Source organism: Herbidospora sp. RD11066 (genome assembly GCF_054661255.1).
The window spans coordinates 268241-280850 of sequence record NZ_BAAGDO010000010.1 but is presented as its reverse complement, the minus strand read 5'-3'; the positions used below and the strand labels follow the sequence as shown (position 1 = coordinate 280850).

Here is a 12610-nt window from a genome sequence, read left to right as displayed (position 1 = left end):
GGTCATGCTTCCTTCGTGAGGGGGTTGCTGTCGCCGAGCGCGGCCCGGACCTTCTTGCGGGCGCGGCTCAGGCGGGAGCCGACGGTGCCGTAGGGGATGCCGAGCGCGTCGGCGACCTCCTCGTGGGTCAGTTCGGCCAGGGCCACCAGCAGCAGCACGTCGCGGTCGCCGTCGTTGAGCTCGGCTATGGCCTTGGCCAGCTCAGGTTGGAAGGCGCGTGCGGTGACGCTGGTGACGACCCGGTTCTCCGGGCCTTCGGTGAAGGTCTCGGCCGGTTGACGGGCCATGGCGCGCAGCGCGCGCAGCTCGGCCCGGCGGCGGTGGCTGATCAGGTTGGTGGCGATGCCGTAGAGCCAGGAGCGGACCGCGCCACGGTCGGGGTCGTACTGGTCACGGTGCCGGAACGCCTGGAGGAACGTGTCGGAGACGACGTCCTCGGCGGCGCTCGGGCCCAGGCGGCCGGCGACGTAACGGTGGATCTCCGCGAAGTGGGCATCGAAGATCGCGGCGAATCGTTCGGGCTCCGCCAGGGACGGCCGTAGGTCTGCCGTCATGTGTCGCCTCTCGGTAGGGGAACTGTCATCGGGTATAGCCCGATGCGCCCCATCGCTTTCACGACCTCCAGGTTCGCACGTATCCACCCATGTCCACCGTGAGTATCAGGCCAGCCGAAAACAGGAAAGTGTGCACGTGGGAGCCGTGCCCGGCATGGCCGACGAGGGAGCCGTCCGTGCCCGCGATGGTGACGCGGTGGGCCTGGTGGTCCCAGCCGACCAGCCGTCCGTCGTCGAGTTCGCGGTGCCACCGGATCCGTGCGGGAACGGGGCGGCACTCGCCGGTGGCGAGGTCGACGATCTCCCCGTCGTCGAAGATCCGGCCGTCGTGGTGCCTGCGCTGCGCCAGGGACGGCCGGACCGCGCGTCCCATCCTCAGGTCCTCGACGAGGAACGCCCGCTTCGGCGATCCCTCGATGACCGCGATCAGATGCGGCCCGACGGCGCGCAGGCTCGCCCAGTTGACCGGGCCCGGCCCGACGTCGCCGACGACGACCTCACCCAGTTCGACCAGCGCGCCCGTCGGCAGGTCGACCCGCCACAGCGGGAAGCGGTCGCGGAACGGCTGGGTCTCGGCGGTCCGGTGGATCCCGCCGCGCAGGCCGGGGGTCTCGGTCCGCCAAGCTCGCCGGCCCGTGGCCGCGTCCCAGGCGGCGACCTCACGGTAGGCCGGCAGCACGACGAGGTCGTCGTGGAAGATCAGCTCGGCGGTGGCGTCCAGTTCGGGGAAGTCCTCAAGGGCGATACCTTCCAGGCGGTCGGGATCGGCGAAATCGAGCCTGGCCAGAATCCCGTTCCTGACGATCCAGGTCTCGCCGTCGCGGGTGCCGTGCGCGAACCTCCCCGGCCAGCGGGTCCAGCCCACGCAGCCCGGCGGGTGACGCAGGTCGTGGATCACCACGCCACCGTCACGGTCGCCCAGCGCGATCTGCGTCTTCGACAGGGCCATGGCGACGACCGGGTTCCCGCCGGAGGCGAAGAACACCGCCGCGTCGGTCGAACGGTCCCAGACCAGCACGTCGGTGCCGTTCTGGAGGATCGCGATCAGGTCGCCGTGGCGGACCATCGGCCCCGCCCAGGGGCTGGGCATCGGGTGCCCCCAGGAGTTCGCGCCGACCGCCCTGCCGCTCTTCGCCGACACCAGCTTGAGCTGTGAGCCGCGGTTCACCGTCTGGTAGAGCTGATCGGGCTTCGCCCCGAACCGCACCGAGAGGTTCTGTACATCATCACCGCCCCGCCGCCAGTTCGCCAGCGCGGCCCCGTTCCGCCCGTCGAACAGGTGCACCGTCCGCCGGTCCTTGACCACCACGACGCGCCTCTCCGAGGCGTCGAAGTCGGTCGTGACCCCGCCGGGGAGCTCGACGGCCCACTCGACGGCCAGATCGGGGGTCAGCCGGAACAGATGGGTGTCACCGGCGACCCACACGTTCTTCGCGGTGACCGCGATCGAGTGGACCGGATGCCCCAGATCGGCGTGGGCGCCGTCTCGGACGAACACCGCCTGGCCGTCCACCCCGAAAAGACGGTTCCCGTCACTCGCCAGACCACGGGCCGGTGACCTCTCGTCGGCGACGACGAGTTCGCCCTGGTGGAAGGCCATTGCGGTGATGTGCACCGGCACATAATGGCATCGCGAAAAACCGCCCGCCGATCCAGTACGGCAGCAGGACCAGATCCCCCTCGACCGAGGAGTACGTGGTGCCGGACGAGCCCACCGAGGCCTTGGCCCGGTCGAGGGCCCGCCCGAGCGGGACGGTGTAGCGCAGCGTCGCCACCCCCGACAGGTATTCGGCCCGGAACGGCACCGTCGGCGCGGGCAGCCTCGCGGGCCGGTAGCCCTTCACCCCCGGCACCACAACGTCGGTGAACCGGCGGGCCACGGCCACCAGGTCGAACACCCAGACCGGCACGAACACCGCCGTGACCGGCGAGACCCCCAGAGCCCGCACCGCGCGCTCCCGGTCGACCACGAACGGCACCAGCGCCCCCGGCCGCACCTCCCCACCGAGTTCCCGCACGATCGGCGTCGCGCACGCCGGGCACCGCGTCGACAGCAGCGCGGGTCTCGACACGGTCGAGCACCGGGGGCAGACCACCCGCCGCTCGTCGGCGAGGGTCACCGGCAGGCGCCCGCGCAGCGCCTCCACCGGCCGCCGGACCGCGGGCCCGGCCACCGCGAGAGGCCGGAAGTCCCGGCACGACGGGCAGCGCATCCCGCCACCCCCAGGGACGTATTCGGTCACACCACCACACAGCTCACACGACACGAAGCCAGGTAAACGCCCGATTCCGGACGGTGGTGGTTACCTCACGGATAGAGCGGCGTGCGCTCCTCGCTCACGACGACCTCGGTCAGGTCGGGCCGCTTGGCGAACCGCCCGTTGCCCGACGACCGCCCGGTCAGCCGCCGGACCAGCCACGGCCCGAGGAACGTGGTGACCCACACCAGTTCCGCTCGGTAGCAGGCCAGCCGCCCCGGCGTCTTCAGCGGCGGCAGCGGCTCGGCCCACGACTCGTCGGCGCCGGGCAGCCCGAGCGCGTGCGCCGCGCCCGCCGCGATCAGCGAGTGCCCCAGCGGGGTGGCGTGCACCCGGTCGCGGCTCCACAGCCGGGGGTCGACCCCGATCTCGTACGCCTCCGTGTCGACCACGATCACGCCGAGGCGCCGCGCCGACTCGCGGATCCGCCGGTTGAACTCCAGCAGCTTGGGCCGCAGGTGCCGGGTCATCGCCGAGATGCGGGTGACGTCGGGATAGGTGAAGGTGAGGATGGTCGCCCCGCAGTTCGCGAAGGCGGCGTACACGGCGTCGAGATCGGCCATGACGGCGTCGACGTCGAACCCCGGGCGCACCAGATCGTTCATTCCGACCATGACGGTGACCAGGTCGGGCCGCATCGCCAGCGCCGGGTCGAGCTGGAGCGACCTGACGTGGCGGGTGCGGTGGCCCCTGATGGCGAGGTTGGCGTACTGGAGGCCGGGATGGTGCACGGCGAGCAGCTCGGCGAACCGGTCGGCCCAGCCCCGGTAGCCGATCGACTCGTCACCGTCGAGAAGACCCTCGGTCTGGCTGTCGCCGACGGCGACGTAGCGGAGATAGCTCATGCCGGCTCCTGGAGCTCAATGTGATGCAGGGTGATCGCATCAGGTGAGCTTTTCCGCTGGCCACCGGTCAGGTGACACGCGTCTTAAGGCACGGTGAGATCGGGGTTCCGTTGCCCCCGTCCGGTCGAAGGAGCAGAATCGTGGACGATACCGACATGGGGGACCCATGGAGATCACGTCCTACCGGCGCGGGACGGTGACCGTCCTGGCCGTGTCCGGAGACCTCGACACCATGACCGCGGGCGCCCTGCGCGAGCGCATCGCCGGCGTGGACGGCTCCGGTCTTGTGCTCGACCTCTCGGAGGTCACGTTCATCGACAGCGCGGGCATCCGGCTGCTGTTCGCCGCGTTCGTCGCGAAGTCGGTCGGGCCGGGCCGCAAGGCCATCGCGGGCCTGGGCGGACAGGTCGAACGCGTCCTCACCGTGATGGGCATGACGGGGCGGCTCCCCTGCCACCGGAACGTGGACGCCGCCCTCACCGGGCTCTTCGACACCGCTCTCCCCCGAAAGCTCGGGTAACGTTCCTGGCCGTGCACTACTTCGACGAACGGCCGCAGGCCGAGAGCCGCCCCGCCACGGTCACCCTGGTGCTGCCCGATCTGCACCTGCGGCTCGAGACCGACAGGGGCGTGTTCTCCCCCGACCGCGTCGACACCGGCACCAAGATCCTCCTGGAGACCGTGCCGCCCCCACCATCGTCGGGTGACCTGCTCGACCTGGGCTGCGGCTACGGCCCGATCGCCCTCACGATGGCGACCCGGTCGCCGCAGGCGACCGTCTGGGCGGTGGACGTCAACCGGCGCTCCCTCGACCTCACCGAGCGCAACGCCGCGGCCGCCGCCCTTAACAAAGTAAGGTGCGTGCACGCCGACGAGATGCCCGAAGACGTGCGGTTCTCGGCGATCTGGTCGAACCCGGCCATCCGCATCGGCAAGCCCGCCCTCCACGCCATGCTCACCCGCTGGCTCGACCGGCTCCTCCCCGACGGGGCCGCCTACCTCGTCGTCCAGAAGCACCTCGGCTCCGACTCCCTCCAGAAGTGGCTCACCGACCAGGGCTACGGAGCCACCCGCCACGCCGCCCGCGCCGCCTACCGCATCCTGAAAGTGACTCCTCGATGACCACCCCGAACCCGCGCCGCCAGCTCCGCCCGACCGACGTCAAGCGGCTCAACCGCACCTGGCGCCGTAACACGGCAGGCCGCCTCGGGATGATCGTCGAATCGGTCACCGGGCCGTTCAACATCGGTTCCATCTTCCGTACGGCCGCCGCGTTCGGCGTCGACGTCATCTGGCTGGCCGGCAACGCGACCCCGCCCACCAACCCGAAGGCGCAGAAGACCGCGCTGGGCACCGACCGGCTCGTCGAGTGGCACGAACCGGTCCCGGCCGCCCAGGCGATGAAGGCGGCGAAGGAAGACGGCTTCACGATCGTGGCGGTCGAGCTCACCGGAGACGCCCTCCCGCTCCACGAGGCCAAGCTCACCGGCGACGTGTGCCTGGTGGTCGGCAGCGAAGACCACGGGTGCTCCCCCGCCGTGCTGGAGGCCGCCGACGCGGTCGCCTACATCCCGCAGGTCGGGCGGGTGGGTTCGTTCAACGTCGCGGTCGCGGCGGCCATCGCGCTGGCCGAGGCGCGCCGCCAGGAATGGGCCGCCCTCTAGCGTTCACCCGTCCTTGCTGGAACGGGGCTCGCACACCGGGCATACTCACGCTCGTGCAGCGACGGTTCGCCTTCCTCGATCATCCCGGCCCGCTGGCGTTCGCCCATCGGGGCGGCGCCGCCGAAGGGCGGGAGAACACGATGGCGGCCTTCGAGAAGGCCGTCGCGATGGGCTACTCCTACCTGGAGACCGACGTGCACGCCACGGCCGACGGCGTTCTCGTGGCCTTCCACGACCACACCCTCGACCGGGTCACCGACCGGCGCGGGCGGATCTCCCGGCTGCCCTACACCGAGGTCGCCAAGGCCCGCATCGGCGGGGTCGACGAGATCCCGCTGCTGGAGGACCTGCTCGGCACCTGGCCCGAGGTGCGGGTCAACATCGACGTGAAGGAGTCGCCGGCGATCGTGCCGCTGGCGAAGGTGCTGCGGCGCACCGGGGCGGCCGACCGGGTCTGCCTGACCTCCTTCTCCGACATGCGGCTGGCGCAGGCCAGGAAGGCGTGCGGGCCGCAGGTGTGCTCGGCGATGGGGCCGCGCCAGGTCGCGGCGCTGCGCACCGCCTCGGCCCGCGGCGGCTACGGGCGGCTGCTGGCCGGGCTGGCCCGGTCGGGCGTGCCGTGCGCGCAGGTGCCCGTCGGGTGGCGCGGGCTGCGCGTGGTCACCCCGAAATTCGTCGCCACCGCCCACTCCATCGGCGTGCAGGTCCACGTGTGGACCATCGACGACCGTCCCACCATGGAACGCCTGCTCGACCTCGGGGTCGACGGGATCATGACCGACAACATCACCGGGCTGCGCGAGGTCCTGACCTCACGCGGCCAGTGGCGCCCTCCTGAGAGCGAGTGAGCATGGCTTCCCCCCAGGTCATCGACGAGAGCCCGCAGGCCAGAGTCCGCGAGCAAAAGGGCTGGTACTGGTACGACTGGGCCAACTCGGCCTTCCCCACCACGGTGATGACCGTCTTCCTCGGGCCCTACCTGACCGACATCGCCGAGACGGCCGCCAACGGGGCGCCGTTCGTCGACGTGATCGGCTTCGACGTGCGGCCCTCGGCCTACTACTCGTTCGTGGTCGGCGTGGCGGCGGTCTGCCAGATCATCGTGATGCTGCTGGCCGGGGCGCTGGCCGACCACACCGGGCGCAAGAAAGAGATCATGGGGTTCTTCGCCTACCTGGGGTCGGCGGCCACCCTGTTCATGTGGTTCGTCGCCGACGGGGCGTACATCCTGGGCGGTGTCCTGTTCATCGTCGGCCAGGTCAGCTTCGCGGCGGCGATGGTGGTCTACAACTCCTTCCTGCCACAGATCGCCACGCCCGAGGAACGCGACAGCGTGTCGGCGCGCGGCTGGGGCTTCGGCTACCTGGGCGGCGGCCTGCTGCTGGTGATCAACCTGGGGCTGTTCCTCAACGCCGAGGCGCTCGGCATGGAGACCGGCACGGCCGTCCGGCTCGCGCTGGCCTCCGCGGGCCTGTGGTGGGGCGCGTTCACGATCATCCCGCTGCTGCGGCTGCGCAACCGGCGCGGCGAGGGCGCCTCGGACGAGGGCGCGGTGAAGGCCGTCGGGCTCAGCGTGCGGCAGCTCGGGCTCACCGTCCGCGACCTGATCACCCGCTATCCGCTGACGCTGGTGTTCCTGCTCGCCTACATCGCCTACAACGACGGTGTGCAGACGGTCATCAGCTTCTCGGCCACCTACGCCGACCAGGAGCTCCGCCTCGACGAGACCACCCGCATCGGCGCGATCCTCATGGTCCAGTTCGTGGCGTTCTTCGGCGCGATCCTGCTCGGCCGGGTCGCGGTCCGGGTCGGCACCCGCAAGACCGTGCTTTGGTCGCTGGTGGCCTGGTGCGGCGTCGTGGCGGCCGCCTACTTCGTGCCGCCGGAGCAGCCTCTGCTGTTCTTCGCCCTGGGCTTCGCGATCGCGATCGTGATGGGGGGAACACAAGCCCTGTCGAGGTCGTTGTTCTCCCACGTGATCCCGAAGGGGCGGGAAGCCGAGTATTACAGCCTCTACGAGATCAGTGACAAGGGTGCGACACTCATCGGATCCTTCACCCTGGGCCTGGCCCTGCAGCTGACCGACAGCTACCGGTACGGCATCGTCTCGCTGGTGATCTTCTTCGTGATCGGCGGGGTGCTGCTCGCCACCGTGAACCTGCCGAAGGCGATCAGAGCCGCGGGCAACGACGTGCCAGAACGGATTTGACGGCGAATCGGTTCACGAGCGCCGGAAAAAGCGCGATTGGATCACGTCTTGGGTGGGAATCCACACACGGTATCAGGCGTTGTACCCGGTGGAGACCAACCCCTCTATAGCTGTCGTCGTATAGGGGGACCTCAGGAGGCTTAGAACATGGGCGAGCGTGCACTTCGCGGTACCCGGCTCGGCGCGACCAGCTACGAGAACGACCGCAACACCGATCTGGCACCCCGCCAGGAGGTGTCCTACACCTGCCCCAGGGGTCACCACACCACCGTTCCACTGGCCGCTGAGGCCGAGATCCCCGCGAGCTGGGAGTGCCGTCACTGCGGCTCCCCCGCGCTCAGGGTCGACGCCGAGCAGCCCCAGCAGAAGAAGGCCAAGCCCCCACGCACTCACTGGGACATGCTGCTGGAGCGGCGCTCGATCGAAGACCTCGAAGAGGTGCTGAACGAGCGGCTGGCGATTCTGCGGGCACAGCGGCGCAAGAGCGCATAGGCCCCATCCCACCACCGACGCGAGGGCGCCCTCCGGTTCATCCGGAGGGCGCCCTGTCATGTCCGGACCCGCTCAGCAGGGCCCGAGGGTCTGACCGGTCTCGCGCGCGACGCCGGGCTTCCGGGGCGGGAAGTAGGGCACCGTCTCGACCGACAGGATCGCCCGCGAGGAGGTCACCTCGCCCTCCTTCGATGGCCCCCGCTCGTGGACGGCCGTCCGCCGATCCCCCACCCAGCGCAACGTGTCCGCTTCGAAGACCATCTCCACGCGGTTCTCGCCCTCTGCGGCGCCGACCGCGATCGCCGGCAGCCCCACCGCGTCCCGGATGTCCCGGGTGACGGTCAGCCCCGGCAGGTCGGCGGCGATCCGCAGCAACTGGGCGGTGCGGTCCGGGAACGGAGGCGTCGCCCACAGCAGCCGGGAGACGGCCCCCACGGGCTGCCGCGAAACGCCGTAGTCGGTGAGTTCGGCCTGGAGATCCGCCGACCAGACGACCGGGTTCTCCAGGTCGCACATCCGCGGATACACCGTTTCCGATTCCGCGCGACTCCGCGTGGAGGTGAGCGGGGTGAGGCGGCGCAGCCACCGGCCGGTCCCGTCCACCGGCGTCCACTCGTCCGCCCGTGCCGCCACGACGCCCGGCGACTCGGGGCTCACGTTCAGGGTGCGCATGACGACGTGGAAGAAGCCACCACCGGGCACCGCCTTGGGCGGCGGTTGTGCGGCGGCGACCTCTGCGGCCCGCAGAAGGATCTCCCTGGCCGACGGAGGCCTGGGCGGGCCCGCCGGGGCGGGCCGGAGCACCGTGGCGGCGGTCAGCGCCAGCAGAGCGGTCACCAGAGCCGCCAGCAGCGGCTTGAGCCGGTTCCCCCCACGGGGGCGGCTCTTCGCGGCCCTGTCCATGAACCGGGCACGGGCGTCCGCCAGGTCGGCCTCGGAGGCCGGGGGCCGGTCGAACAGGATCTCAAGATCACGCATCGGCGGCCTCCACCGAATCGAATCCCGGTCGCCCCTGCGGGCCGGGGGTAAAAGCGGTGAGGTCACGCATCGCCGGCCTCCAGCGCGGTCCTGACCTTGGTCCGGGCGCGGTTCAAGCGGGAGCGGACCGTCCCCGCGGGGATCGACAGCGCGGCGGCCACCTCGTCGTAGGTGAACTGGGCCCAGGCGACGAGGAGCAGGACGTCGCGGTCGCGCGGCTTGAGGGCGGCCAGGGCGCGCAGGAGCGGCCGGTTCACGGCCAGGGTGGTGACGCCCTCCTCCACGAGGGCGGCGACCGTCTCGTCGGGGCCGCTGCGCGTGTAGGCGCGGTAGCGGGCCGTCTCCCTGCGGCGGTGCTTGCCGATCAGGTTGGAGGCGATGCCGTAGAGCCAGGGCCGGGCGTCGGCGCGGTGCGGGTCGTAGGCGTGGCGGCGGCGGAAGGCGTCCAGGAACGTGTCGGAGACGACGTCGTCGGCCACGTCGGGGCCTAATCGGCGGGCGACGTAGGCGTGCAGATGGGGTGCGTGCCGGTCGAACAGGACGGCGAAGCACTCGGGGTCGGTCAGGGATAAGCGAACGAGGTCGTTGTCCCGGGCCGTCACGACGGACTCCCTCATGGGATCCTCTCGGGCGGTGCGGCTTGACGCCCTGCTTTCACCGCGAGCCGCCCGGAGGGTTCACGTCAGTCGTCGACGACCTCCCCGCGCACCACGTTCTCGCGCCGGGCGGAGGGCTCCTGCTGCGGCATGCCGGAGATGAACGGCGCGTAGGGTGAGCGGGCCGCCATGGTCTTCACGCGCCGCCCGAGGAACCAGGTCGCGCCGCGCCGGGCGATCGGCCGGGTGAACGGCAGGATCATGAAGAACCCGAAGATGTCGGTGATGAAACCGGGCGTCAGCAGCAGTGCGCCACCGGCCACGATCAGCGCGCCGTCGGCGAGTTCCTTGTCGGGCATCCGGCCCGACTCGATCGCCTTCTGCAGCGCGGCCCAGGCCCGGCGGCCCTCACGCCGCACCAGCCAGCCGCCCAAAAGGCTGTCGGCGATCAGCAGCGCCACAGTGGTCCAGCCGCCGATGACCTCACCGATCTGAATCAGCAGCCAGATCTCCAACACGGGCACTACGAGAAACGCCAGGAACAGCCCGATTCGCAGCATTCGCCACACCTCCACACGCGAGCCTACGAGGGTTGGAACGCCTGCGCGCGGGAGCGGGGTTCCCGTTAACGCCGACGGCGAAACCGCGTCGGCAGACCGGTGACGCCCCACACACTGATGCGCCACAGCGCCTCGGTCATGACGTCGCGGTTCATCTTGCTCTGCCCGACGGCCCGGTCGACGAAGGTGATCGGCACCTCGGTGATGCGCAGCCCCGCGCGGACCGTGCGCAGCGTCAGGTCGACCTGGAAGCAGTAGCCCTGCGACTGGACGTCCTCGATGCCGATCTTGCGCAGGGTGGTGGCCCGGTAGGCGCGGAATCCGGCGGTCGCGTCGCGCACCGGCATGCCGAGCATGATCCGCGTGTACGTGTTGGCGCCCCGCGACAGGAACTCGCGCGACTGCGGCCAGTTGATAACCTTGCCGCCCGGCACCCACCGCGACCCGATCGCCAGGTCGGCGCCGCCCTCGACGGCCGCGAGCAGCTTGTGGAGCTCCTCGGGCTGGTGGGACCCGTCGGCGTCGATCTCCACGAGCACGTCGTAGTCGCGGTCGAGGCCCCACTGGAACCCGGCGATGTAGGCGGCGCCCAGGCCCTGCTTGCCGGGCCGGTGGAGCACGTGGACGTGGCCGTCGCGCTCGGCGAGTTCGTCGGCGACCTTGCCGGTGCCGTCGGGGCTGTTGTCGTCGGCCACCAGGAGGTCGGCGTCGGGCAGCGCGGAACGCAGGCGTTCGACGATGCGCGGCAGGTTGTCGCGTTCGTTGTAGGTGGGAACGATAACGAGCACGCGCCCTGGATTCCGGTCCATCGGCTCCTCCTAGTCCCGTCGGCTCCGCCGCGCGGCGATGCCCGCGGCCACTGCTCCCACACCCGTGATCATCAAAATGATCTCGGGCCACACACCTACCCGAGTGGCGACGGTGTCACGCGTGCGCACCTGCGCGGTGACCACGTTCATCGCCGCCACCAGTTCGGGCGTCTCCCACAGGATGCTCCCGTCGGGGGCGACGTGCGCGGAGATGCCCGTCGTCGCGACCGGGATCACCGCCCGGTTGTGCTCCACGGCGCGGATGCGCGACATCGCGAGCTGCTGCGGCGGCAGGTTCGACAGCTCGTAGGTCGCGTTGTTGGTCTGCACCACCAGCGGCGAGCCGCCCGCCCGGACGGTCCCGTTGACGATGGTGTCGAAGGCCACCTCGTAGCAGCTCACCGCGCCGACGGTGATCGGCCCGATCTTGAGGTCGCCGGGCCTGTCACCGGGGAGCGACTGCTTGCCGACGAGGTTGGCCCGCTCGAACAGGCTCAGAACCAGGTCCTTGTACGGCGTGAACTCCCCGAACGGCACCAGCTTCTGCTTGTCGTAGTAGGCGCCGGGCCCGGTGACCGGGTCCCACACGATGCTGCGGGTGGCCCTGTTCTCGTCGCCGACGGCCGCCACGGCGCCCACGAGCACCGGCACGCCGACGTCCTTCACGGCCGCGTCGATGATGGCGGCGGCCTCGGGGCTGCGGTAGGGGTCGATGTCGGTGGAGTTCTCGGGCCAGACCACCAGGTCGGGCTTGGGGTACTTCCCGGCCCTGACCGCCTCGGCCAGCTTGTGGGTCTGGTTGGCGTGGTTCTTCAGCACGACGGCGGGCTCGGTCTCGGAGAAACCGATCCCCTCCCTGTCGGGCACGCTGCCCTGGATCACCCCGATGTTCACCGTCTTGCCCTCGTCGCCCTGGAGGGGGATGAGCATCCCCGCCACCGGTAGGGCTACCACCCCGGCGGCGGTCAGGGCGACCACGCGCTCGCGGTAGTCGCGGGTGAACAGGTGAACGGCCAGGTAGGCGAGCAGGCAGCCGGTCAGCGCGACGGTGAAACTTACAAGCGGCGCGCCGCCGAGCGAGGCGTACTTCAGGTAGGGCGCGGTGCCCTGGGAGAAGGCCAGCCGGGCCCAGGGGAACCCGCCGACGGGGAACGTGCTGCGGCCCCACTCTTGGAGCACCCAGAGGCAGGCCGCCCAGAGGGGCCACAGACGGAGCCGGACCACCAGGGACACCAGGAGTGCCTGGACGGCCCAGAAAGCGCTCTCAATGGCGACCAGGGCCAGCCAGGCGTCTTCTCCGATGGGGCGGACCCACGCCATGGCGGGGAGCATGAAGGCGACGCCCCCCAGGAAGCCGATCCACAGGGCGCGGCGGGGGCGCAGGCCGTACAGGGAAGCGATCAGTGCGGCGACCCCGAAGGGGGCGCAGAACCACAGCCCCAGCGGCGGGAAGGCCAGGAAGACCAGCAGGCCGCCGGCGACGGCGAGCGCGGCCCGGCCCCACACGGGCGGGGCGAACGCCGGGGCGGTCGACCTCTCGGGCGCCGTTGCGAGCACGCGTCTCCTTCGACCAGACCGAACAGGGGCTGGTCGGAACGGTACCGCGCCGGACGGCAGGCCCCAAAACAGGCACTTGAACACCCGA

At 70.8% G+C, this 12610-nt stretch carries 15 protein-coding genes; 6 read left to right on the top strand and 9 right to left on the bottom strand.

Annotation, left to right across the window (positions count from 1 at the left end):
• Positions 1-2: 2 nt before the first annotated feature.
• From ACYQ78_RS32665 to ACYQ78_RS32650, 4 genes are all read right to left on the bottom strand, one after another.
• Positions 3-554, bottom strand: a complete 552-nt coding sequence (locus tag ACYQ78_RS32665) for an RNA polymerase sigma factor (RefSeq protein ID WP_459804799.1) — start codon at positions 552-554, stop codon at positions 3-5.
• 58 nt (positions 555-612) lie between these two features.
• Positions 613-2169 carry a hypothetical protein gene (locus ACYQ78_RS32660; protein ID WP_459804798.1) on the bottom strand — a complete coding sequence of 519 codons (1557 nt, stop codon included), beginning with the start codon at positions 2167-2169 and terminating at the stop codon, positions 613-615.
• On the bottom strand, positions 2087-2797 hold the full coding sequence (locus tag ACYQ78_RS32655) for a hypothetical protein (RefSeq protein WP_459804797.1): 711 nt from the start codon (positions 2795-2797) through the stop codon (positions 2087-2089). The genes ACYQ78_RS32660 and ACYQ78_RS32655 overlap by 83 nt, the downstream gene beginning before the upstream one ends.
• 65 nt (positions 2798-2862) lie before the next feature.
• Entirely contained in the window at positions 2863-3657 is a 795-nt protein-coding gene (locus tag ACYQ78_RS32650; RefSeq protein WP_459804796.1) for an SGNH/GDSL hydrolase family protein, read from the bottom strand.
• Positions 3658-3823: 166 nt separating this feature from the next.
• On the opposite strand from ACYQ78_RS32650, the gene ACYQ78_RS32645 reads away from it, so the two are divergent.
• The 6 genes from ACYQ78_RS32645 to ACYQ78_RS32620 all read left to right on the top strand — a co-directional run bounded on the left by ACYQ78_RS32645 (position 3824) and on the right by ACYQ78_RS32620 (position 8022).
• Positions 3824-4177 (top strand): STAS domain-containing protein, encoded by a 354-nt coding sequence (locus ACYQ78_RS32645; protein ID WP_459804795.1) that lies wholly within the window; start codon positions 3824-3826, stop codon positions 4175-4177.
• 5 nt (positions 4178-4182) lie between these two features.
• The gene (locus tag ACYQ78_RS32640) at positions 4183-4779 is read left to right on the top strand and encodes a class I SAM-dependent methyltransferase (protein WP_459804830.1); all 597 of its coding nucleotides are present in this window, start codon (positions 4183-4185) and stop codon (positions 4777-4779) included.
• Positions 4776-5321 (top strand): TrmH family RNA methyltransferase, encoded by a 546-nt coding sequence (locus ACYQ78_RS32635; protein WP_459804794.1) that lies wholly within the window; start codon positions 4776-4778, stop codon positions 5319-5321. Before ACYQ78_RS32640 ends, ACYQ78_RS32635 begins: the two co-directional genes overlap by 4 nt.
• Before the next feature lie 53 nt (positions 5322-5374).
• Entirely contained in the window at positions 5375-6169 is a 795-nt protein-coding gene (locus tag ACYQ78_RS32630; protein ID WP_459804793.1) for a glycerophosphodiester phosphodiesterase, read from the top strand.
• Positions 6170-6171: 2 nt separating this feature from the next.
• Entirely contained in the window at positions 6172-7530 is a 1359-nt protein-coding gene (locus ACYQ78_RS32625; protein WP_459804792.1) for an MFS transporter, read from the top strand.
• Between the two features lie 147 nt (positions 7531-7677).
• Complete coding sequence (locus tag ACYQ78_RS32620) at positions 7678-8022, top strand: RNA polymerase-binding protein RbpA (RefSeq protein WP_030453745.1); 345 nt, start codon at positions 7678-7680, stop codon at positions 8020-8022.
• 72 nt (positions 8023-8094) lie between these two features.
• On the opposite strand, the gene ACYQ78_RS32615 is transcribed toward ACYQ78_RS32620, so the two are convergent.
• From ACYQ78_RS32615 to lnt, 5 genes are all read right to left on the bottom strand, one after another.
• Positions 8095-9000 carry a hypothetical protein gene (locus ACYQ78_RS32615; RefSeq protein WP_459804791.1) on the bottom strand — a complete coding sequence of 302 codons (906 nt, stop codon included), beginning with the start codon at positions 8998-9000 and terminating at the stop codon, positions 8095-8097.
• 62 nt (positions 9001-9062) lie between these two features.
• Positions 9063-9602, bottom strand: a complete 540-nt coding sequence (locus ACYQ78_RS32610; protein WP_459804790.1) for an RNA polymerase sigma factor — start codon at positions 9600-9602, stop codon at positions 9063-9065.
• An 80-nt stretch (positions 9603-9682) separates the two neighbouring features.
• Positions 9683-10156: an FxsA family protein gene (locus tag ACYQ78_RS32605; RefSeq protein ID WP_459804789.1), complete on the bottom strand. Its 474-nt coding sequence runs from the start codon at positions 10154-10156 to the stop codon at positions 9683-9685.
• Positions 10157-10221: 65 nt separating this feature from the next.
• The gene (locus tag ACYQ78_RS32600; RefSeq protein ID WP_459804788.1) at positions 10222-10965 is read right to left on the bottom strand and encodes a polyprenol monophosphomannose synthase; all 744 of its coding nucleotides are present in this window, start codon (positions 10963-10965) and stop codon (positions 10222-10224) included.
• Positions 10966-10974: 9 nt separating this feature from the next.
• A complete protein-coding gene (lnt, locus tag ACYQ78_RS32595) occupies positions 10975-12522 on the bottom strand; it encodes an apolipoprotein N-acyltransferase (RefSeq protein ID WP_459804787.1) in 1548 nt (515 codons plus the stop codon).
• Positions 12523-12610: the final 88 nt, after the last annotated feature.

Bases quoted from the DNA above. Each gene is read 5' to 3' on its own strand.
- ACYQ78_RS32665 (WP_459804799.1), bottom strand. From the start codon at position 554: ATGACGGCAGACCTACGGCCGTCCCTGGCGGAGCCCGAACGATTCGCC.
- ACYQ78_RS32650 (WP_459804796.1), bottom strand. From the start codon at position 3,657: ATGAGCTATCTCCGCTACGTCGCCGTCGGCGACAGCCAGACCGAGGGT.
- ACYQ78_RS32645 (WP_459804795.1), top strand. From the start codon at position 3,824: ATGGAGATCACGTCCTACCGGCGCGGGACGGTGACCGTCCTGGCCGTG.
- ACYQ78_RS32635 (WP_459804794.1), top strand. From the start codon at position 4,776: ATGACCACCCCGAACCCGCGCCGCCAGCTCCGCCCGACCGACGTCAAG.
- ACYQ78_RS32625 (WP_459804792.1), top strand. From the start codon at position 6,172: ATGGCTTCCCCCCAGGTCATCGACGAGAGCCCGCAGGCCAGAGTCCGC.
- ACYQ78_RS32620 (WP_030453745.1), top strand. From the start codon at position 7,678: ATGGGCGAGCGTGCACTTCGCGGTACCCGGCTCGGCGCGACCAGCTAC.
- ACYQ78_RS32615 (WP_459804791.1), bottom strand. From the start codon at position 9,000: ATGCGTGATCTTGAGATCCTGTTCGACCGGCCCCCGGCCTCCGAGGCC.
- ACYQ78_RS32605 (WP_459804789.1), bottom strand. From the start codon at position 10,156: ATGCTGCGAATCGGGCTGTTCCTGGCGTTTCTCGTAGTGCCCGTGTTG.
- ACYQ78_RS32600 (WP_459804788.1), bottom strand. From the start codon at position 10,965: ATGGACCGGAATCCAGGGCGCGTGCTCGTTATCGTTCCCACCTACAAC.